Origin of the sequence: Micromonospora sp. GCM10011542, from assembly GCF_042650685.1 — a bacterium.
GTDB lineage: Bacteria > Actinomycetota > Actinomycetes > Mycobacteriales > Micromonosporaceae > Micromonospora.
The window spans coordinates 746,802-766,730 of record NZ_JBHSBO010000058.1 but is presented as its reverse complement, the minus strand read 5'-3'; the positions used below and the strand labels follow the sequence as shown (position 1 = coordinate 766,730).

At 73.3% G+C, this 19,929-nt stretch carries 21 protein-coding genes; 11 read left to right on the top strand and 10 right to left on the bottom strand.

What is annotated here, in order from left to right; genetic code table 11:
- Nucleotides 1-4: 4 nt before the first annotated feature.
- Both ACFOW4_RS24390 and ACFOW4_RS24385 read right to left on the bottom strand, forming a co-directional pair.
- Nucleotides 5-208 (bottom strand): hypothetical protein, encoded by a 204-nt coding sequence (locus ACFOW4_RS24390; RefSeq protein ID WP_377531579.1) that lies wholly within the window; start codon nt 206-208, stop codon nt 5-7.
- Between the two features lie 52 nt (nt 209-260).
- Entirely contained in the window at nt 261-737 is a 477-nt protein-coding gene (locus tag ACFOW4_RS24385) for a MarR family winged helix-turn-helix transcriptional regulator (RefSeq protein WP_377531577.1), read from the bottom strand.
- 114 nt (nt 738-851) lie between these two features.
- Here ACFOW4_RS24385 and ACFOW4_RS24380 point away from each other — a divergent pair, with 114 nt between their 5' ends.
- A complete protein-coding gene (locus ACFOW4_RS24380; RefSeq protein WP_377531575.1) occupies nt 852-1,406 on the top strand; it encodes a carboxymuconolactone decarboxylase family protein in 555 nt (184 codons plus the stop codon).
- Between the two features lie 14 nt (nt 1,407-1,420).
- On the opposite strand, the gene ACFOW4_RS24375 is transcribed toward ACFOW4_RS24380, so the two are convergent.
- Nucleotides 1,421-2,296, bottom strand: a complete 876-nt coding sequence (locus ACFOW4_RS24375; RefSeq protein ID WP_377531574.1) for an alpha/beta fold hydrolase — start codon at nt 2,294-2,296, stop codon at nt 1,421-1,423.
- 132 nt (nt 2,297-2,428) lie between these two features.
- Here ACFOW4_RS24375 and ACFOW4_RS24370 point away from each other — a divergent pair, with 132 nt between their 5' ends.
- Both ACFOW4_RS24370 and mqnP read left to right on the top strand, forming a co-directional pair.
- Nucleotides 2,429-3,889, top strand: a complete 1,461-nt coding sequence (locus tag ACFOW4_RS24370) for a menaquinone biosynthesis decarboxylase (protein ID WP_377531571.1) — start codon at nt 2,429-2,431, stop codon at nt 3,887-3,889.
- Nucleotides 3,889-4,800 carry a menaquinone biosynthesis prenyltransferase MqnP gene (mqnP, locus tag ACFOW4_RS24365; protein ID WP_377531569.1) on the top strand — a complete coding sequence of 304 codons (912 nt, stop codon included), beginning with the start codon at nt 3,889-3,891 and terminating at the stop codon, nt 4,798-4,800. Before ACFOW4_RS24370 ends, mqnP begins: the two co-directional genes overlap by 1 nt.
- Before the next feature lie 42 nt (nt 4,801-4,842).
- Here mqnP and ACFOW4_RS24360 read toward each other — a convergent pair whose 3' ends face one another.
- Nucleotides 4,843-5,853 carry a terpene synthase gene (locus ACFOW4_RS24360; RefSeq protein WP_377531567.1) on the bottom strand — a complete coding sequence of 337 codons (1,011 nt, stop codon included), beginning with the start codon at nt 5,851-5,853 and terminating at the stop codon, nt 4,843-4,845.
- A gap of 161 nt (nt 5,854-6,014) precedes the next feature.
- Between ACFOW4_RS24360 and ACFOW4_RS24355 the strand changes: the two genes are divergently transcribed.
- Nucleotides 6,015-6,644: a UbiX family flavin prenyltransferase gene (locus ACFOW4_RS24355; protein ID WP_377531566.1), complete on the top strand. Its 630-nt coding sequence runs from the start codon at nt 6,015-6,017 to the stop codon at nt 6,642-6,644.
- Nucleotides 6,645-6,722: 78 nt separating this feature from the next.
- Here ACFOW4_RS24355 and ACFOW4_RS24350 read toward each other — a convergent pair whose 3' ends face one another.
- Entirely contained in the window at nt 6,723-6,989 is a 267-nt protein-coding gene (locus ACFOW4_RS24350) for a BldC family transcriptional regulator (protein ID WP_007454516.1), read from the bottom strand.
- A gap of 267 nt (nt 6,990-7,256) precedes the next feature.
- Here ACFOW4_RS24350 and ACFOW4_RS24345 point away from each other — a divergent pair, with 267 nt between their 5' ends.
- The 3 genes from ACFOW4_RS24345 to ACFOW4_RS24335 all read left to right on the top strand — a co-directional run bounded on the left by ACFOW4_RS24345 (nt 7,257) and on the right by ACFOW4_RS24335 (nt 9,733).
- Nucleotides 7,257-7,718: an Lrp/AsnC family transcriptional regulator gene (locus ACFOW4_RS24345; protein ID WP_377531563.1), complete on the top strand. Its 462-nt coding sequence runs from the start codon at nt 7,257-7,259 to the stop codon at nt 7,716-7,718.
- Between the two features lie 61 nt (nt 7,719-7,779).
- Complete coding sequence (locus ACFOW4_RS24340) at nt 7,780-8,610, top strand: SDR family oxidoreductase (protein WP_377531562.1); 831 nt, start codon at nt 7,780-7,782, stop codon at nt 8,608-8,610.
- Between the two features lie 31 nt (nt 8,611-8,641).
- Nucleotides 8,642-9,733: a PLP-dependent cysteine synthase family protein gene (locus ACFOW4_RS24335; RefSeq protein WP_377531560.1), complete on the top strand. Its 1,092-nt coding sequence runs from the start codon at nt 8,642-8,644 to the stop codon at nt 9,731-9,733.
- Between the two features lie 10 nt (nt 9,734-9,743).
- On the opposite strand, the gene ACFOW4_RS24330 is transcribed toward ACFOW4_RS24335, so the two are convergent.
- The 4 genes from ACFOW4_RS24330 to ACFOW4_RS24315 form a co-directional block, all read right to left on the bottom strand.
- Nucleotides 9,744-10,364, bottom strand: coding sequence for a putative glycolipid-binding domain-containing protein (locus ACFOW4_RS24330; protein WP_377531742.1), 621 nt, complete (start codon nt 10,362-10,364; stop codon nt 9,744-9,746).
- A 107-nt stretch (nt 10,365-10,471) separates the two neighbouring features.
- Nucleotides 10,472-12,403 (bottom strand): DEAD/DEAH box helicase, encoded by a 1,932-nt coding sequence (locus ACFOW4_RS24325; protein ID WP_377531558.1) that lies wholly within the window; start codon nt 12,401-12,403, stop codon nt 10,472-10,474.
- 205 nt (nt 12,404-12,608) lie between these two features.
- On the bottom strand, nt 12,609-13,961 hold the full coding sequence (locus ACFOW4_RS24320; RefSeq protein WP_377531555.1) for a hypothetical protein: 1,353 nt from the start codon (nt 13,959-13,961) through the stop codon (nt 12,609-12,611).
- A 114-nt stretch (nt 13,962-14,075) separates the two neighbouring features.
- Nucleotides 14,076-15,695 (bottom strand): NlpC/P60 family protein, encoded by a 1,620-nt coding sequence (locus ACFOW4_RS24315; RefSeq protein WP_377531554.1) that lies wholly within the window; start codon nt 15,693-15,695, stop codon nt 14,076-14,078.
- A gap of 234 nt (nt 15,696-15,929) precedes the next feature.
- On the opposite strand from ACFOW4_RS24315, the gene mqnE reads away from it, so the two are divergent.
- The 4 genes from mqnE (at nt 15,930) to ACFOW4_RS24295 (ending at nt 18,483) form a co-directional block, all read left to right on the top strand.
- Nucleotides 15,930-17,099 (top strand): aminofutalosine synthase MqnE, encoded by a 1,170-nt coding sequence (gene mqnE, locus ACFOW4_RS24310; protein WP_363750427.1) that lies wholly within the window; start codon nt 15,930-15,932, stop codon nt 17,097-17,099.
- A gap of 64 nt (nt 17,100-17,163) precedes the next feature.
- The gene (locus ACFOW4_RS24305; RefSeq protein WP_377531551.1) at nt 17,164-17,601 is read left to right on the top strand and encodes a hypothetical protein; all 438 of its coding nucleotides are present in this window, start codon (nt 17,164-17,166) and stop codon (nt 17,599-17,601) included.
- 72 nt (nt 17,602-17,673) lie between these two features.
- Nucleotides 17,674-17,949 (top strand): DUF4229 domain-containing protein, encoded by a 276-nt coding sequence (locus tag ACFOW4_RS24300; RefSeq protein WP_377531549.1) that lies wholly within the window; start codon nt 17,674-17,676, stop codon nt 17,947-17,949.
- A 57-nt stretch (nt 17,950-18,006) separates the two neighbouring features.
- Entirely contained in the window at nt 18,007-18,483 is a 477-nt protein-coding gene (locus ACFOW4_RS24295) for a hypothetical protein (RefSeq protein WP_377531547.1), read from the top strand.
- Nucleotides 18,484-18,541: 58 nt separating this feature from the next.
- Here ACFOW4_RS24295 and ACFOW4_RS24290 read toward each other — a convergent pair whose 3' ends face one another.
- Complete coding sequence (locus tag ACFOW4_RS24290) at nt 18,542-19,879, bottom strand: peptidase C39 family protein (RefSeq protein WP_377531545.1); 1,338 nt, start codon at nt 19,877-19,879, stop codon at nt 18,542-18,544.
- Between the last annotated feature and the right edge of the window lie 50 nt (nt 19,880-19,929).

Here is a 19,929-nt window from a genome sequence, read left to right as displayed (position 1 = left end):
CGGGTCAACCGGGTGGGGGCCGCCAGCCGCGCAGCGTGCGGTCCACCTGGACGGTGACCTGGTAGGACACCTCCGGTACGTCGGCGAGTTCGATGCGTTCGGCGCGCAACGCCAGTTGGGCGTGCAGTTCCCGGGCGATGGCGTCGCGCAGCGCGACCAGCAGGGGCGACAACCCGTCCGGGTCGCCGACGACGTAGGCGTCCGACATGCGTCCAGGCTGCCCCTGGCCGGGCGCGGCCCGCCAGTGCCGGTGAGATTTGTCAGCCGCCGAACCAGCCCGGCATGTCGAGGCGGAAGAAGTTGACGGAGGACATGGTGCGCAGGTCGTCCTCCAAGGCGGCGACCCGGTCCGGGCCGAGGGTCGCGGCCCACCGCTCGCGCAGTCGGTCGAAGATCTCCGCCGAGCGGCGCAGCCCGTCGGCCCCGCGCGGGGTCACCCGGACCAGCCGGCGGCGGGCGTCCCTGGGATCGTCGACCCGCTCCAGGTAGCCGACCGCAACCAGCCGGTCGACCGTCTTGCCGGCGGCCTGTTTGGAGATGCCCAGCCGCTGGCCCAGCTCGGTGGCGGTGGTGCCGTCCACCCCCACGGCCTGGAGCACGAAGCCGTGCAACGGCCGCAGCTCCGGATGCCCCTGCCGGGCCAGCTCGGCGTGCAGTTCGTCGATGAGCGTACGGAAGCCGGCCAGCAGCAGCAGCGGCAGCGCGAAGCCGGGACGGGCGGGATCAGTGGTTGCCACGTTCGACAACCACGTTTACTATTTCGACAACCACGTTGACGATCCTACGGGACGCGGTACCGGAAGCCGCGCGCCGGCCGACGTGCGTGCCGCCACGACCGAAGGCAGGAAACCGTGTCCGTCTTTCCCCTGCACACCGTCGACACCGCACCCGCCGCCGTCCGCCCGACCATGACGGCGGTACGCCGCAGGTTCGGCTGGCTGCCGAGCCCGGTGGCCCTGATGGCTGAGTCACCCGAACTGCTGGCCGGCTTCCTCACCGCCAACGCCGGCTTCGAGAAGACCGCCCTGGAGCCGCTGGAACGCGAGGTGGTGGTCTTCGCCGTCGCCACCAGCAACGAGTGCCACGTCTGCGTCGCCCTGCACACCGGCACGCTCACCCAACTCGGCGCGACCGCCGAGCTGATCACGGCGCTGCGCGACGGTACGACGTTGCCCGAGCCGCGGCTGGAGACGCTGCGCCGGTTCACCCTGGCCGTGCTGGAGCACCGGGGCGCGGTGCCCGACGACGTGCTCGACGCCTTCCTGGCCGCGGGCTACCAGCCCCGACACGCCCTGGACGTGGTGCTCGGCATCGGCACGTACACCATCTCCACCTTCGCCAACCGGCTCACCCGGGCGCCGCTCGACCCGCCACTGACCGCCCATGCCTGGGCGCCCGCCGCGTGACCGGGCCGGCCCGCTCAGGCTGGTGCGAGGAAGCCGCGCAGCAGGGCGAGCATCTGGTCCGGCTGCTCCTCGTAGAGCCAGTGCCCGCAGTCCTCGACCACCTCGCCGCGGACGGCGTCGGCGTACCGCCCAGCCTGCTCGGCGACCTTCTCTGCGAGACTGGCCCGGGCGCCGATCGCCAGCACCGGCATGGGGAGCTTCGTGGCGCGGTGAGCCGCGTTGTCGGCGATGTCCTGATCGAACGCCTGGAAGTAGGCGAAGCTGGCCCGCAGCCGTGCCGGGTCGCGCAGGTGGCTGGCGTACTCCTCGACGTCCGGTGCCGCGATGCTGCCCTTGCGAATCATCAGGGCGTCGGTGAACCGGTCCACCCAGAGCGCCTCTCGCCCGCTGACCAACTGCTCCGGCAGCCCGTTGCCGAGCGAGAAGAAGCCGAAGTTCCACACGCCCGGGCCGGCCGGGGTGAGCGCGGGGAACTCGTAGATCGTCTCGTCGGGGATCGGGGCCTCGCTGAGCACCAACCGGGTCACCCGCCGCGGGTGGGCGGCGGCGTACGCGTACGCCACCATCGTCCCCAGGTCGTGCCCGACCAGTCGGAGGTCACCGGTCAGGCCGAGCTGATCGAGCAGCCCGTGCACGTCGGCGGCGACGGTCTTCTTGTCGTAGCCGCCGTCCGGTGCGTCGCTGCCGCCGAAGCCCCGCAGGTCGGGCGCGACCACCTCGAAGTGCCGGGCCAGCTCGGGCAGGAGGGGTCGCCACATGTACCAGCACTGCGGATAGCCGTGCAACAACACCAGGGTCGGACCGTGACCACCCCGGACGTAGTTGAGCGTCACGTCGCCGACCCGGGCCTGTTGCTCGGTGAACCCGTCGGGAACCCGTCCGTCACCCATCGCGACTCCTCCGCTCGGCGGACCGCTCGACTACCCGGCCGGTCCGCGCACATGCCGGCGCCGCGCCCGTTCTGGCAGACGTCACAGCACCCGGCTTGGTCGGCGCCGGACCCGGTGCGGGAGACTGGCGGCATGGCGGCTCGTGGCTTCCCCTACACCGATCTCAAGGACTTCCTCGCCGCGCTGGAGCGCGCGGGGGAGCTGCGGCGGATCGACGTCCCGGTGGACCCCACCCTGGAGATCAGCGAGGTGGTCACCCGGACGGTCCGCGCCGGCGGGCCCGCGCTGCTCTTCGAGCGCCCGACCCGGGGCGAGATGCCGGTGGCCATCAACCTGTTCGGCACCGAGAAGCGCATGGCGATGGCGCTCGGCGTCGACTCGCTCGACGAGATCGGCGCCCGCATCGGCGCGCTCATCAAGCCGGAGCTGCCGGTCGGCTGGTCCGGCATCCGCGAGGGCCTGGGCAAGGTCATGCAGCTCAAGTCCGTGCCGCCGCGCAAGGTGAAGACCGCGCCCTGCCAGCAGGTGGTGTACCGCGGCGACGACGTCGACCTGGGCCGGCTGCCCGGCCTGCAGGTGTGGCCCGGCGATGGCGGGATCTTCCACAACTACGGGCTGACCCACACCAAGCACCCGGAGACCGGCAAGCGCAACCTCGGCCTCTACCGGCTCCAGCAGCACTCCCGCAACACCCTGGGCATGCACTGGCAGATCCACAAGGACTCCACCGCCCACCACGCGGTCGCCGAGCGGCTCGGCCAGCGCCTGCCCGTCGCGGTCGCGATCGGCTGCGACCCGGTCGTGTCGTACGCGGCCAGCGCGCCCCTGCCCGGCGACATCGACGAGTACCTGTTCGCCGGGTTCCTGCGGGGCGAGCGGGTGGAGATGGTCGACTGCCTCACCGTGCCGTTGCAGGTGCCGGCGCACGCGCAGATCGTGCTGGAGGGCTACCTGGAGCCCGGTGAGCGGCTGCCCGAGGGGCCGTTCGGCGACCACACCGGCTTCTACACGCCGGTCGAGCCGTTCCCGGTGCTGCACGTCGAGGCGATGACCATGCAGCGCGAGCCGGTCTACCACTCGATCATCACCTCCAAGCCGCCGCAGGAGGACCACGGCCTGGGCAAGGCCACCGAGCGGATCTTCCAGCCGCTGCTCAAGCTGCTGATCCCGGACATCGTCGACTACGACCTGCCGGCCGCCGGGGTCTTCCACAACTGCGCGATCGTGTCGATCCGCAAGCGCTACCCGAAGCACGCGCAGAAGGTGATGAACGCGATCTGGGGCGCCCACCTCATGTCGCTGACCAAGCTGATCGTGATCGTCGACGAGGACTGCGACGTGCACGACTACAACGAGGTCGCCTTCCGCGCCTTCGGCAACGTCGACTACGCCCGCGACCTGCTGCTCACCGAGGGCCCGGTGGACCACCTCGACCATGCCTCGTACCAGCAGTTCTGGGGCGGCAAGGTGGGCGTCGACGCGACCCGCAAGCTGCCCACCGAGGGCTACACCCGCGGTTGGCCGGAGGAGATGACCATGGCGCCCGAGGTGGTCTCCCTGGTCGACAAGCGCTGGAAGGAGTACGGCATCTGATGGCGGTCCTCGACGCCCCGGCCGAGAAGCCGGGCCGGGTGAAGTCCTTCCTCAAGCTGGTCGTGATCGAGCACTCGGTGTTCGCGCTGCCCTTCGCGTACCTGTCCGCGTTCACCGCGATGCAGGTGAACGGAGGGCACGTACGCTGGCTCGACCTGCTGCTGATCACGGTGGCGATGGTCGGCGCGCGGACGTTCGCGATGGCCGCCAACCGGATCCTGGACCGGCGGATCGACGCGCGGAACCCGCGTACCGCCGGGCGGGAACTGGTCACCGGGGCGGTGAGCGTGCGTACGGCCTGGACCGGCGCGGTCGTGGCGCTGGTGGTCTTCCTGGCCGCCGCCGCCCTGCTCAACCCGCTCTGCCTGGTACTGGCCCCGCTCGCCGTGGTGCCGCTCGTGGTCTACCCGTACGGCAAGCGGTTCACCAACTGGCCGCACGCCATCCTCGCGATCGCCCAGGCGGTGGGCCCGGTCGGCGCCTGGCTCGCCGTCACCGGCACCCTCGACGGCTCCTGGCCGGCCTGGCTGCTCGGCGCGGCCGTGGGCCTGTGGATCGGCGGCTTCGACCTGATCTACGCCTGCCAGGACTCCGAGATCGACCGGGAGATCGGCGTACACAGCGTGCCGGCCCGGTACGGGCGGCGCTTCGCGCTGCACGCCTCCACCGTGGCGCACGTGGTGACCTTCGGGCTGTTCGTCTGGTTCGGGGCGCTGGTCGGCCTGGGCTGGCTCTGGTGGGTCGGCCTGGCGCTGACCGCGGTCGCGTTCGGCTACCAGCACGTGGTGGTCACCCCGACCGACCTGAGCCGGGTCAACCGGGCGTTCTTCACCGCCAACGGCTTCGTCGGCATGGCGCTCTTCGTCTTCGCCCTGCTCGACCTGGTGATCCGGCTCGGCCTGCGCCCCTGAGGCGGGTCGTCGCGGCGGCGCCGATCGCGCCCGCCGAGCCCCTCAGGAGGGTGTCGCCGGTGCGCCACGGGAGGCGTCGACGAGGTGCCCCTCATCGCCGGTGGGGTAGCGGCCGCTCTCCAGCGTCCACTCGATGGTGCCGCGTACCGCGTCGGCAACCCCGTCGAGGTGGTCGGTGACCGCCGCGTCCAGCGCCGGCCCGAACGACGGCACCGCGGCGCGGAGCGCGACGAAGCGCCGCATCGACTCCCGCCAGCGCTCGGCCACCCGCTCGACCGCCTCGGCCGGCGACACGCCGTACTCGGCCTCCACCGCCAGCACCAGGTTGTGCCCGCCCGAGGTGGCCCGGTCCCGTTCCAGCGAGGCCAGGTCGTTGTACCAGGAGAGCAGGTCGTTGCCGGTGTGCGCGATGTGTCGCAGCAGCGGGTGCCGGTAGACGGCGTCCGGCAGCGGCCGGCCCGAGACGAACTCCACCAGCGGGTACGACACCTCGGCCGCGGAGGTGGCCCGGCGCAGTTCGACGTACTCGGCCACGCCCGGTCGCCGGCCGGCGTCCTTGTTGACCGCCTCCCGCCAGGTGCCGTCCAGGTGCCGGGCCACCGCCTCGGCGAAGCGCAGCCGCCAGCGGGCCGGCATCCGGCGCCGGGGCTCCCGCCACGCCTGCACCAGCAACCGCCGCAGCGGACCGGTCAGCCCGGCGTGCCGTGGGCGCGGGCCGTCGCGCAGCAGCGTCAGCGTGCCGGCGCGCAGCGCCTGGATCTGCGCCGGGCTGAGCCGGCCGGGCCCGTCGCAGGCGTCGTCGACCAGGAAGAACCAGGTGAACAGTGCCGTCAGCACCCGCAGGTCCGCCTCGGTCGCGCCGGGGTAGAGGCGGCCGGCGTACCGGGCGAAGGCGCTGCGGGTCAGCCGGTGCAGCGCGGCGTCGTCCAACGGCAGGCCCAGTTCGGGCAGCCGGTCGGTGAGCCACGCCTGGACCCGGTCGGCGTGCGGTGAGAGTCTGGCCGGGACAGGGCATTCGGAGCGCAGCGTCCAGAGGACCTCGCCGGTTGTCACCGATGCCTCCCGCGCGATCTGCTCACGTGCGAATCGCCCCCGGCAGCATCTCAGGTCGATGCGACTCGCACGAGCCCGCCAGGACATTCCGGGCGACCGCTCCCGGGGGCGGTGGCGGGGGTGCCCGCCGGCCGGCGGCCCCGACCAGGCAGTCTGGAGGCATGCGCGAACCATGGGTGGTCGGGGTGTCTGGAGCGTCCGGCACGCCGTACGCGGCGGCGGTCGTCCGCGGGCTGCTCGACGCGGGCGAGCCGGTGGACCTCATCGTCTCCCGGGCGGCCCGGCTCACCGTCCTCGACGAGACCGGCCGTCCGTTCCGGGACGGGCACTGGGCCGAGGACCTCGCCGCCTGGCTCGACCGGGACCTGGCCGACGCCGACGTGCGGCACTGGCCGGCCGGTGACCTGGCGGCCGGTCCGAGCAGCGGCTCCTATCGGGTCCGCGGCATGGCGGTGGTCCCGGCCAGCACGGCCGCCTGCGCGGGCATCGCGATCGGCCTCTCCAAGGACCTGTTGCAGCGCGCGGCCGAGGTCAACCTCAAGGAACGGCGGCCGGTGGTGGTGGTGCCCCGGGAGACACCCGTGACCCGCAGCCACCTGGAGCACCTGATCGCGCTGCACGACGCCGGCGCGGTGGTGCTGCCGGCCAGCCCCGGCTTCTACGGCGCGGGCGCGGCGGCCAGCGCCCAACAGTTGGTCGACTTCGTGGCCGGCAAGGTGCTGGACGCGCTCGGCGTTCCGCACACGCTGTTCCGGCGCTGGTCCGGTCAGCTCGGCGCGACCCGCGGCTGAACCCCGTACCCCTGGCGGGTCACCGCACAGCGACGCGGACCGGACCTGGTGCCCGGTCCGCGTGTCACGTCTGCACCGTCAGTACATGCCGGCGTTGGCCGGACCCGGCCCGGTGGAAGCGGCCGGGCCCACGTTGCGGGGCTTTCCGACCTCGTCCACCTCGTCCAGCATGCCCTCCCCCTCAAGCAGGGCTCGCACCTCGGATTCCCGAAACCGGCGATGCCCGCCTGGAGTCCGGATGCTTCCTATCCGGCCGGCCGCCGCCCATCTCGTCACAGTCTTCGGGTCCACCCGAAACAGCGCGGCGACCTCACCCGGTGTCAGCAGGCGATCTCCAGTGTCCACAGCCCCCTCCTCGCGTCGACGAAGCCCCTGGCTGAACACACTGCCCCCGGCTGGTGCGAGCCCAGAGCCGTCATGAGGGACGTATGGCAATTACAGCACCAGGGACCTGGCCTGTCCGCCAAACGCGAAAAACGCACTGAGTGGGAAGTTAGTAAATGATACTGGCGCCGCACTCCTTGACTGTGGGTTTATGGACCACTACTCACTGTCATGCTCAACGGATACCGAAGGCGGGACGTTACGCCCTACCGGCTAGGGTCACACTTCGTGGACGCGATCGACCTGAGCCTCCTGGAGCTGCTGCGCGGCAATGCCCGCCTCTCCTACGCCGAGCTGGCCCGGCAGGTCGGCCTCTCCGCCCCCGCCGTACACGAGCGGGTCGGCAAGCTGGAGACCAGCGGCGTGGTCCGCGCCTACCGGGCCGACGTGGCGCCCGAGGCGGTCGGGCTCGGCGTCACCGCGCTGATCGGCATCGTCGAGGACTCCGGTGCGGACACCGACGACATGCTCGAATCGCTGCGCGTGCTGCCCGAGATCGAGTCCTGCTACTTCATGGCCGGCGTCGAGTCGTTCCTGCTCAAGGTGCGGGTCGGCACCATCGCCGAGTTGGAGCAGCTGATCGTGCGGCTGAACCGTACGCCGGGCGTCGCCTCCACCCGGACCGCCATCGCGCTGTCGACCCGGTGGGAGAACCGCCCGCAGCCGATCGCCCCGACGCCGCCGGCCTGACCGTCGTCGGCCAACCGTCCGGCCCTGGTGCCGACCGGACGGGCGGCGGTAACGTGCGCCGATGACCTCGCCGGGACGCGGAGTGGCCGTGGTGACCGGGGCCGCCGGCGGCCTGGGCCGGGCCATCGCCGCCGCGCTGCACGCCGACGGCTGGCCGGTGCTGCTCACCGACCTCGACGCGGAGGCCGTGGCGGCCGCCGCGGCACCGCTGGGCGGCTGGTCCAGGACGCTGGACGTGCGGGACGAGGACGCCTGCGCCGAGGTGGCCGCGACCGCCGCCGCCTCGGGTGGCCTCGGCCTGTGGGTCAACAACGCCGGCATCCTGGTCACCGGTCCGGCCTGGGAGCACGACGGGCCGATCCGCCGCCGGGTGCTCGACGTGAACACGCTCGGCGCGATGAACGGCACCCTCGCCGCGCTGGCCGTGATGCGCGACCAGGGGTACGGCCACGTGCTGAACGTCGTCTCGCTGGCCGGGCTGGTCGCCGCGCCCGGCGAGACGGTCTACGCGGCCAGTAAGCACGCGCTGCTGGCGTTCAGCCTCGGCACCCTGTCCGACCTGCGGATGGCCGGGCAGCGTGGGGTGCACGTCTCCTGCCTCTGCCCGGACGGCATCTGGACCCCGATGCTGCACGACCGGCTCGACGACCCCGGGGCGCTCGCCTCGTTCACCGGGTCGATGCTCACCCCCGAGCGGGTGGCCGCCCGGGCGGTCCGGCTGGCCCGCCGACCGCGCCCGGTGGTCAGCCTGCCCCGCTGGCGTGGCGCGCAGGTGCGGCTGCTGGACACCCTGCCCCGGCTGGCCATCGGACTGACGCCGCTGGTCCGCGCCGTCGGCCGGGCCGGGCAGCGCCGCCAGCGGCGTCGGGCCGCCCGAGCGGACCGGGGCTGAGGCCCGCGGGCCCGCTTGCTACGTTTCCGGCGTGACTCATCTCGACCGGTGCGACGAGGCCAGCCGACTCTGGGTGACCGAGGCGATCGCCACCGTCGAGGCCGACGCGAACCGCTCGGCCGACACCCACCTGCTGCCGTTCCCGCTGCCCCGGGAATGGGGGATCGACCTCTACCTCAAGGACGAGTCGGTGCACCCGACCGGCTCGCTCAAACACCGGCTGGCCCGGTCGCTGTTCCTCTACGGGCTCTGCAACGGCTGGATCGGGCCGCAGACCACGATCGTCGAGGCGTCCTCCGGCTCCACCGCGGTCTCCGAGGCGTACTTCGCCCGGATGCTGGGGTTGCCGTTCATCGCCGTGATGCCGGCCTCCACGTCGCCTGAGAAGATCGCCCAGATCGAGTTCCAGGGCGGCCGGTGCCACCTGGTGGACGACCCGGCGAAGGTGGTCATCGAGGCCCGCTGGCTGGCCGAGGACTCCGGCGGCCACTACATGGACCAGTTCACCTACGCGGAGCGGGCCACCGACTGGCGGGGCAACAACAACATCGCCGAGTCGATCTACGCGCAGCTCTCCCTGGAGCGGCACCCCATCCCGGCCTGGATCGTGGTGGGCGCCGGCACCGGCGGCACCAGCGCCACCATCGGCCGGTACGCCCGCTACCGCCGGCTGCCCACCAAGCTCTGCGTGGTCGACCCGGAGAACTCGGCGTTCTATCCGGCCTGGCTGGCCGCCGACTGGTCGGTACGCACCGGGCGGGGGTCGCGCATCGAGGGCATCGGCCGCCCGAGCGTGGAGCCGTCCTTCCTGCCCTCGGTCGTGGACCGGATGATGCAGGTGCCGGACGCGGCGTCGCTGGCCGCGATGCGGGCCGGCTCGGCCGTGCTCGGCCGCCGGGTCGGCGGCTCCACCGGCACCAACCTGTGGGGGGCGTTCGGGCTGATCGCCGGGATGCTCGCCGCCGGCCGGGCCGGCTCGGTGGTCACCCTGATCTGCGACGCCGGCGACCGGTACGCCGACACGTACTACGCCGACGAGTGGGTCGCCGCGCAGGGGCTCGACCTGGCACCGCACCTGGCGACCGTCGAGCGCTTCCTCACCAGCGGCGCCTGGCCGGCCTGAGCCGGCGGCCTCAGCGTGGGTCGATGCGTTCGGCCAGCCCGGGATAGCGCACCACGTAGCCGTCGGCGTCCAGGTCGATGTCGGCGGTGAAGGTGCCGCTGGCGAACCGCACCCGCCCCGGGCCCTGCCCGCTGTAGACCTGCTCCGCCGCCACCACCTCCAGGCTGGGCAGCAGCACCCACGCCACGGTGATCCGGTGCGGCAGGTCGGCCGGTTCGGCGGCCAGCCCGAGCCGGCGTACCGGCAGGGCATTGAACAGCGGTGAGCCGCTGACGTCGACGTCGAGCGCGTCGGCCAGCCGGTCGGGGTCGTCGGTGCCGGGCAGGCCCGCCCGCGGATGCCCGGCGGCGACCAGCGCCGCGTCGAGGTCACCCTGCTCGGCGGTGGTCACCCGCCACCGGTCCGCCTTCCGTTCCAGCCGTACGCTGCGCAGCCAGCCCGCTCCCTCGACCTCCACCTCGACCCGGCCGGTGCTCCAGTCCGGGGCGGTGGTGACCTGGTAGCGGGCGGTCCAGGGGATGGGATCCACGGCGAGCAGGGTGCCCCGGGCGGTCAGCCCGTTGCCGTCGTCGAGCACCACGTGCTCGCCGCCGGCGGTGTCCGTCCGGGACCAGAAGAGCGACTTCGGCATCGTCGGCATGAGCCGGACGTTACGCGAACCGGCCTACGCGGACAGCGCATGCGGAAACGCCGCCGCGGAGCGTGGGCTCCGCGGCGGCGTCCGTTCCAGCGGTCGGATCAGTGGGTACGCGCCGGCGGTCGCCCGCCGAAGCCGCGCTGCTCGTCGCGCGGCCGGTCGTCGCGACCGCGTCCCTCGGATCGGAAGCCACCCCGGCCGTCCCGGTCGGCGTAGCGGCGCTCGCCCTGCGGTCGGTCGCCCTGCGGTCGGTCGCCGAACCGGCGCTCGCCCTGCGGTCGGTCGCCGAACCGCTCGGCACCGGTCGGCCGGTCACCGAAGCGCCGGTCGTCCCGGTCGCCGTAGCGCCGCTCGCCCTGCGGCCGGTCCTCCGTGCGCCGCTCGGGCCGCGCGGAGCGGTCCTCGAAGCGCCGCTCGCCGGTCGGGCGGTCGCCGTACTGCCGGTCGGTCTGCGGGCGGTCGCCGTAGCGCCGCTCGCCCTGCGGCCGGTCGCCGAAGCGCCGCTCGCCGGTCGGACGGTCGCCGTACTGCCGGTCGCCCTGCGGGCGGTCGCCGTAGCGCCGCTCGCCGGTCGGGCGGTCGCCGTAGCGGCCCCGCTCCTCGCGGTCGCCGAAGCGGCGGGGGCCGCCGGAGCGGTCGTCGAAGCGCCGCGAGCCACCGGAGCGGTCGCCGAAGCGGCGCGGCTCCGGCTCCTCCCGAACAGGGACGCCGCTCGGCTCGCGGGCGCCGGTCAGCTCGGCCAGCACCGGGTCGCCGGCGCGGACGCGGGCCTCCGCCGGAGCCACGCCGGCCTTCTCCAGCATCGCCAGGGTGGTACGCCGCTGCTTCGGCAGCACCAGCGTCGCCACGGCGCCCGACTCACCGGCCCGGGCGGTACGCCCGGCGCGGTGCAGGTAGTCCTTCGGGTCCTTCGGCGGGTCGACGTGCAGCACCAGGGTGACCCCGTCGACGTGGATGCCCCGGGCCGCCACGTCCGTGGCGACCAGGACGTTCATCCGGCCCTCGCGGAACTCGGCGAGCGTCTTGGTGCGCATCCGCTGCGTCTTGCCGCCGTGCAGCCCACCGGCCCGTACGCCGACCGCGGCGAGCTGCTCGACCAGCCGGTCCACGCCCAGCTGGGTGCGGGCGAAGACCATGGTCCGGCCGTCGCGCGCCGCGATCGAGGCGGCCACCGGGAACTTGTCGTGCGGTGGGATCAGCAGCATGTGGTGGTCCATCGTCGACACCGAGGCGGTCGACGGCGCCGTGGAGTGGGTCACCGGGTCGGTCATGAACCGCTTGACCAGCGCGTCGACGTCACCGTCCAGCGTGGCCGAGAAGAGCAGCCGCTGACCGCCCGCGGGCGTCTTCGCCAGCAGTTGGGTGACCTCGGGCAGGAAGCCCATGTCGGCCATCTGGTCGGCCTCGTCGAGCACGGTCACCTCGACGTCGTCGAGCCGGCAGACGCCCCGCTCGATCAGGTCGCCGAGTCGGCCCGGGGTGGCCACGATGATCTCCACGCCGCGGCGTAGCGCGTCGATCTGCCGGTCGTACGGCACCCCGCCGACGGCGGTCTTGAGGAAGATGCCGACGGCCTTGCCGAGCGGCATCAGGGCGTCGTTTACCTGCATGGCGAGTTCCCGGGTCGGGACCAGCACCAGGGCGCGGGGGTGCAGCGGACGGGCCCGGTTGCGGTCGGCCAGCCGAGCGATCAGCGGCAGACCGAAGGCGAGCGTCTTGCCGGAGCCGGTCTGGCCGCGGCCGAGCACGTCCCGCCCGGCGAGCGCGTCGGGGACGGTGGCCCGCTGGATCTCGAACGGAAGGGTGATGTCCTGCCGGGCCAGAGCGCGGACCAGCGGCTCGGGCAGCCCGAGGTCGCCGAAGGTCACGGCCGGCTCGGCCGGCGCGGCGGTGGCCTCGACCTGATCGGTCGCTGCCGGCGCGGTGCCCGGCTCCACCGGGGCGGCGTCGGAGCGCGGCGCGGCCACGCCGGACTGCTCCGGAGCGGAGTCGAAAACGGACGAAATGGTGCTGGAGTCAGCAGAGATGGTCAACAAATGCCTTTCGAGCGGGGCGCATCTTCGCGATGGCCTGCCGCGGCTGTGCCGCCGGATCGCCCGCAAGATCGCCCATGGGCGCGCACCACGCGCGCCAGGTCAGTGATCTCAACAAGTGTACGGCGAACGGGCGAACCCGCCACCGAAGTGCGCGACGGTAGTGGGCGGGCTCACCCTCGACCCGGCGGCCCGGTTCAGCCGTTCACGCGCCGCCCATGAGGCCGTCCAACGCGTCGTTGGCGAGCAGGACGACGAGCACGCTGATCGCCACCAGCAGCCCCAGGGCAGCGGCCAGGACGATCACCACCCGGGTGTTGCGGGAGCGCTCCGCCGGGCCGTCCGCCCACCCTTGGGCCAGGATGTGCCCGGTCAGCGAGCCGGAGGTCTCCACCGGGTTCGCGGGAAGCGCGACGGTGGCGAAGCCCGGCCCGTCCCCGCCCGTCCCGCCGTAGACGGTGCCGGCGAGGTCGGGGCCGCCGTCGTACCGGCCGGCCCGGCCTCCGGCCGTCGCGGCCGGAGGGATCCCCGGCGTGTCGCGCCGCGACCTGGCGCCCGCCGGCGTGCCGCCGGCCGACCAGACACTCCCGGCGGGACCCTCACTCGACGGTGGGCCGCCCGTTGTCGTGGACGGCGGCCAGCCGGGCAGTGCCGGCGCGGGCAACACCGCCGGCGGGTCGACCCGGCCGGCGGGCGGTGCGGAGACGGAGGCGGAGGCGCGTACGGACGCCGTGGGCGTCGCCGGCGGAGGCGGGAACGGCGGGCTCGGCACCGGGCCGGGCGGCGGCCCGGGCAGCGGCGGCCCGGGCGGCGGTGCGGGCGGGCCCGGGACGGGCGGCACCGGCGAGGGGGGCGGCGTGGGTGGGCCGGGCACCGGCGGCATCGGCCCGGGTGGCGGCGTGGGTCCGGGATCCGGCGGCGGCATCGGCCCGGGCGGGTAGGGCCCGGGGCTCGGCGTCGGCTCGGGCGCCGGCGGGCCGGGCAGCGGTGGGGTGGGGGACGGCGCCGGTTCGGGCTCGGGGGTCGGCGGTGTGGGGGGCTGCATCGGCTCCGGCGGCTGCGCCGGGTCGGGTGGCTCCGGGTTGACCGGGCCCGAGCGGTAGACGCCGGGTGCGCTCGCCCGGGACAGCGGGCTGCCGGCCGCAACCCGGCTGCTTCCGGGCACCGCGGCACTGGCCCGGGCCGAGGACACCGCACCGTCCCGCTGCACCGGCAGGTGCGGGCTGGCCGAGCCGGTCGCCCGGTACGTGGTGGCGGCGGCCGGACCGGTGGAGGGCACCGAGCCGGGCGGAGCGGCGGCGGTGGCCACACTCGCCCGGGCGCGTACCGGTGCCGGGTCCGCTTCCGGACGGGCGTCGTCCACTGCTGGCTGCCGGCCGCTCGCCGGATCGGCGCCGTCAGCGCAGGCGGCGTCCTCGGGGCCGGGGTCGGCGGTGCCGCGGGCGCCGGCGGGGGCGCTCGTGGAGCCGGCGGTCGATGCCGGCTCAGCGGTGCCGGGCGCCGGCGGGTCGGCGGCGACGGAATCGATTTTCTCCGCCGGATCTCTCTGCTCGGCCATGTCCGCCCTCCGCGCCACGCTCGCACCCGGATCCGTGACGTCGGACCGGATGTGCCTGGATGTCACGGTGCCACATTCCGGCCCGGCCGCACAGCCGGAGTGGATGCTGGCCGCTCAACCGTCGGTGCTCGGGCTGGCCGACGTGCTCCCCGTCGGGCTGGTGCTGGCCGCGCCGCTCTCGCTCGCCTTCGACGTGGTGGCCGGCGCCGAGGTGTTCGGCGCCGAGGTGCTCGGCGCGGTGGTGGGCGGCGCGGGCTGGGTGCTCGGCGTCTTGCTGGGGCTGGCCGTCGGGCTGGGCGTCGCGCTGGCGGTCGGCGTCGGTGTCGCGGTGCCCGTCGGCGTCGGTGTCGCGGTGCCCGTCGGCGTCGGTGTCGCGGTGCCCGTCGGCTTGGGCGTCGCGCTGCCGGTCGGCGTCGGCGTCGCGCTGCCGGTGGGCTTCGGGGTGGCCGATCCGGTCGGCTTCGGCGTGGGACTGGTCGGCGGAGCGGGCACGGTCGGGGTGGGCAGGGCCGGGGCGGGCACCGCGCCGATCACCCGGGTGGCGGCGTACAGCCGGGACCACGCGACCGTCGAGACCTTGACGACGTCGCCGGTGGTGGGCGCCTGCACCATCTTGCCGTTGCCGATGTACATCCCGACGTGGTGGATCGACGTCCAGCTCGCGCCGGAGGCGAAGAAGAGCAGGTCGCCGGGGAGCAGCGCGGCACGCGACACGGTCCGTTGCCGGGTGGCGTAGTACTGGTCGCGGGAGACCCGGGGCAGCTCGAAGTAGTCGGCGCCCTTCGACCGGTACGCGGCCCACATCAGGCCCGAGCAGTCGAACTCGTCGGGGCCCTCCTCGGACCACTTGTACGGGTCGCCGAGCTGGGCCAGCGCATACCGCACCGCGGCCAGCGCCCGCGGGTGCGCGCTCATCCCGGTGACGTCCTGGCCGGCCACGTAGCCGGCGCCGAGCTGCTGCTCGACGGCCTCCTGCTGGCGCTCGATCTCGATCAGCTGGGCGGCGTTGTCCTGGCGCAGCTTGAGCAGGCTGGCCTCGGCCGTACGCAGCGCCTTCTCGCCGGCGGTGAACTCGGCACCGACGGTGTCGACAGCGGTCTTGGCGTCGGCGTACTCCTGATAGGCCGCCTGCTCCCCGGCGCGGGCCCGGGCCAGGTCGCCGGCCACCCCGGTGGTGGCCCCCTCGACCTTCTCGCCGCGGGTGAATCGCTGGAGGCGGCTCAGCCCCTCGAGGTCGTCGGCGAACTCGCCGGGCGGCAGCGCGGCGGCCGCCTTGATCGCGTCGGCGGCGGCCACGTCCGCGCCCTGCTGGGCCCGGAGCAGTGTGTCCCGTGCGGTCGCGAGAGCCTTGCCGGCCGCGTCGAGCCGGGTCTGCGCATCGGTGCGTTTCTGGCGGAGCTGGAGCAGCGTCTCGCCGAGCGTGCCGACCTGCGTTTCGCCGGCGGCGATCTGGGCGGCCAGCGGGCCGGTGCCGAGGTTCGCCACCGGCGCGCCGGGCGTGCCCGGGAGACCGGTGACGGGCGCACCGCCGGGCAGGTGGAGCGCACCGGCCACCGCGGGGCGCAGCCCGGCGTCCGGCACCGTGTTGGGCAGCCCGGGCTCGGCGTACGCGGGGGTGGCCAGCACCGCGGCGGCGACCGCGCCGAGCAGGGCGGCCCAGAGCCTCGGACGCAGCACCGGCGAGATCACCGGGCTCCGTCGTCGCTGCCGTCGCCCGCGCCCGCTGTGGACCATGTTGCTCCCCACCCGTTGCCGTCGCCGCGCTTGGTGGGCGCGGCCGTGCGGACGGTACCAGTGTGTGTTCCGCCCCACCCTGTCTTACCGCACGCGGACAGCGATGTCGATGTGTCGTCGGGTAACAGGAGGCTGAGAGTCCGGTGAAGTGGGTCGCTGCCGCCGACCGTGCCGCCCGACGCGTCGGCCCACCGACGTACGCTCGACCGGGACCGCAGGTGGAAGGGACGTGCCATGGACGCCGGACTCAAGCGTGAGCTCGAAGCGAAGGTGTACGCCGGTGAGCGGCTGACCCGGGAGGACGGGATCGCCCTCTACGACAGCGACGACCTGGCCTGGCTGGGGCGGTTGGCCCACCACAAGCGCACCGAGCTCAACGGGGACCGGGTGATGTTCAACGTCAACCGGCACCTCAACCTGACCAACGTCTGCTCGGCGTCCTGCGCGTACTGCTCCTTCCAGCGCAAGCCCGGCGAGAAGGACGCGTACACGATGCGCATCGACGAGGCGGTCCGCAAGGCCAAGGAGATGGAGGACGAGCAGCTCACCGAGCTGCACATCGTCAACGGCCTGCACCCGACGCTGCCCTGGCGCTACTACCCGAAGGTGCTGCGCGAGCTGAAGGCGGCGCTGCCGAACGTCAAGCTCAAGTGCTTCACGGCGACCGAGGTGCAGTGGTTCGAGAAGATCAGCGGCCTGAGCGCCGACGAGATCCTCGACGAGCTGATGGACGCGGGCCTGGAGTCGCTGACCGGTGGCGGCGCGGAGATCTTCGACTGGGAGGTCCGCCAGCACATCGTCGACCACGCCTGCCACTGGGAGGACTGGTCGCGGATCCACGCCCTGGCGCACAGCAAGGGCATGAAGACCCCGGCGACGATGCTGTACGGCCACATCGAGGAGCCCCGGCACCGGGTGGACCACGTGTTGCGGCTGCGCGAGCTGCAGGACGAGACCGGCGGCTTCGCGGTCTTCATCCCGCTGCGCTACCAGCACGACTTCGTCGACTCGGCGGACGGCAAGATCCGTAACCGGATCCAGGCGCGCACCACGATGGCCTCGCCGGCCGAGTCGCTGAAGACCTTCGCCGTCTCCCGGCTGCTCTTCGACAACATCCCGCACCTGAAGAACTTCTGGGTGATGCACGGGCTGTCGGTGGCCCAGCTCTCGCTGAACTTCGGCGTGGACGACCTGGACGGCTCGGTGGTCGAATACAAGATCACCCACGACGCCGACTCGTACGGCACCCCGAACACCATGCACCGCGACGACCTGCTGCACCTGATCTGGGACGCCGGTTTCCAGCCGGTCGAGCGGGACACCCGCTACAACGTGGTCCGGGAGTACGACAAGGCGCCGTCGCTGGCCGAGCGGCGCGCCGAGCCGCAGCAGGTCTGGGCCTGAGCCGCGGTCGGGAGGCCCCGGGGCCTCCCGACACCCGCTCTGCCGGCACGTACCCTCGTAGTCGATGACCGAGCAGCGTGGGTCCGAGCAGCCGAACGGCTTTCCCCGTCGGGACGCCGAGGGGCGCATCCGTACCCTGGGCGACCTGCTCGGCGTGAGCCTGGCCGGCCTGGTCATCGGCGTGCTCGCGCTGGTGCTCTTCGACTGGGCGTTCGCCTCGATCGGCGCCGGGGACTTCGGGCACACCAACGGCTGGTTGGCGGTGATCCTGCCGGCCTGGCTGTTCTGGGACGACTTCAAGGCCTGGGAGTTCGGCGCCGCCCGGGTGGTGGCGGCGCTGGTCGCGGCCGCCGTCGGGGTGTTCGTGGGGCTGCTGGTGTCCGGCCTGGGCACCGGGCTGCCGCCGCTGCTCTCCGGCGCGTTGGGGGCGGCGGCGTTCACCGTCGGGTACGCGACGGTGTGGTTTCCCGGCGTGCGCTGGCTGGCCCGCCGGACCGGCTGACCCCGACCGCCCGTCGGGCGGGTCAACCTTCCGCCGGCACCGGCGGGTGACGGAAAGAACGGAGTGGTGCGGGTGAGCGCGGCGGTCAAGTACACGCTGGGCCGGATCGGGCTGTTCGTCGCCGTGCTGGCGGCCCTCTGGCTGATCGACATGAACCCGTTCTTGAAGCTGATGCTGGCGCTGGTCTTCTCCGCGGCGCTCTCGTTCTTCCTGCTCAAGGGCTGGCGGGACGAGATGGCCGAGGAGATGGCCGGCGCGGCCGAGCGCCGCCGGGCCGAGAAGGAGCGCCTCCGTTCCGCCCTGGCCGGCGAGGACCAGCCCGGTGAGGGTGAGCGACGGGAGCCCTGAGGGGCACGCCACGAGCGGGGCAGCGGGATCGGCGTTCGGCCGTTATGGTCTGCCGCCGTGGGAATCTTGAGCAAGATCAGCGACTGGCGCGCGAAGGTGTTCGTCTGGATCGGTCTGCCTGTCATCGCCGGCATCGGGTTGATGCTGGGCGTCGGCGATCTCGTGCCGGCCTGGCAGGCCAAGGGTGGCGGCGGCACGGCGGGCACCTTCACGGCCGTGTCCGAGGAGTGCTCCCGGCGCAACTGCACCTGGCACGGGAACTTCGTGGCCGACGACGGCGCCAAGCGGACCGACGTGATCCTCTACGACGCGCCGCGCAGCCTCTCCGAGGGCGACACGGCTGCGGCCCGGGACACCGGCGCCCGCAAGGGGGTCTTCTCCGCCGCCGGTGGGAAGACCTGGCTGCTCGTCACCGCGCTCACCCTCGCCGGCGTGATCGCCGGGGTGGCCTGGGTGGCCGTCATCCTGCGAACGGTCCGCCGGCGTCGCGAGGAGAACTCGGACGAGCTCTCCTCCGCATCGCTCGCGAGCTGAATCCATCCACCGACGAGCCCGGCACGGTCGATCTCGACCGCGCCGGGCTCGTCCGCTGTCACCAGTTGGTGGAGCCGGCGACCTGAGGCCAGGCGACGTCGGTGGGCTTGATCAGGTAGACGACACCGCCGGGGCCGCTGGCGGTACCACCGCTGGCGGTGATCCGCTTGGTGCGCAACCAGATCTGCTCGAACTGCTCACGCGGGTAGACGTTGCGCACCACGTCGTTGCTGGACGTGGCGGGATCGTTGACGATCACGTCGCCGTCGGCGGTGAAGCCGACCACCACGAACAGGTGCCCCGAGGTGCCGTAGTTCGCGCCGTCCAACTCGCTGGCGAGGAACGACTGGCTGGTCACCACGGGAATGCCGGCGGCGATGAAGCGCTCCACCTCGTCGAGCGAGTGCAGCCGGGTCACCCGCGCCTCCAGCCCGGGGAAGCTGGCCGCGTACGCGGTGTTGAACGGCCAGTTCCCGGCACCTTCGTACGCGTAGTCGTAGACCATCCGGGCGGCGTGGTTGACCGTCGGATCCGGGTAGGTCGGGTCCACCCAGGCGGTGTCCTCCGCGGACGGCTGCCGTCCCCAGTACTCGATCACCATCGTCGTCGAGGTGGGCGAGCACCAGGCCTGGCCTCCGCCGTCGTACTCCGGGTAGTGGCCGGCGTGGATGTTCTGCGAGTGGCGCGGAACGGCGAGTTCGGTGCCCCAGGCGATTCCGCCGGTGCTGGCCGGGACGGTGAACCGGTCCGGAACGTTCGAGGACATCGCCCCGAGCATCCGGAGGACCGGCGACGCGGTCTGCGCCGGGTCGCGGTAGAGGGTCACCCGGAGCTGGTACGCCTGCAGCAGTACGCCGGCCGTCGCGTCGTTGATCGAGAAGGTGTCGGTCCAGATGGTCGACCACTTGTCGCCCTGCTTGTTGACGCTGGTGCGCTTGATGTCGCCGTCGCCGGAGGCCCAGCGACTCATGACGTACCAGGGGGTCTGCTGACCGGAGGTGTAGCTGCCCTGCATCTCGACCTGGATCCAGGTGCCGGCGGGGGTGTCGGCGTTCCAGGACGCGATCAGCTCGCTGGCGTCGAAGCCGACGTTGGTGACCGGCGAGGTCCAGGTGCCGTACGCCCAGGTCCGCTTGGTCTTGTTGTACGGGTCCTTGTAGGCGGTGGTGCCGACCGGCGTGCCGAGGGTCAGGCCGGCGGGGGTGACCACGGTGCCGGCGGCGGCGCCGGACTGCCAGTCGGTCGCGCCGGCCCAGTCGTGGAAGGTGATCTGTTCGTCGTGGACGACCGTCGCGGTGGCGAGGGCCGGTGCGGCGACGACGGGGTGGGCGGTGGCGAGCAGGGTGAGCGCGGTGACGCCGGCGAGGGCGGCCGCGCGCAGGCGGGATCTGGCCATGGGTGCTCCGCGGTGTCGAAGGGGAGGCATCGTCGCTGGTCAGTGTCGCG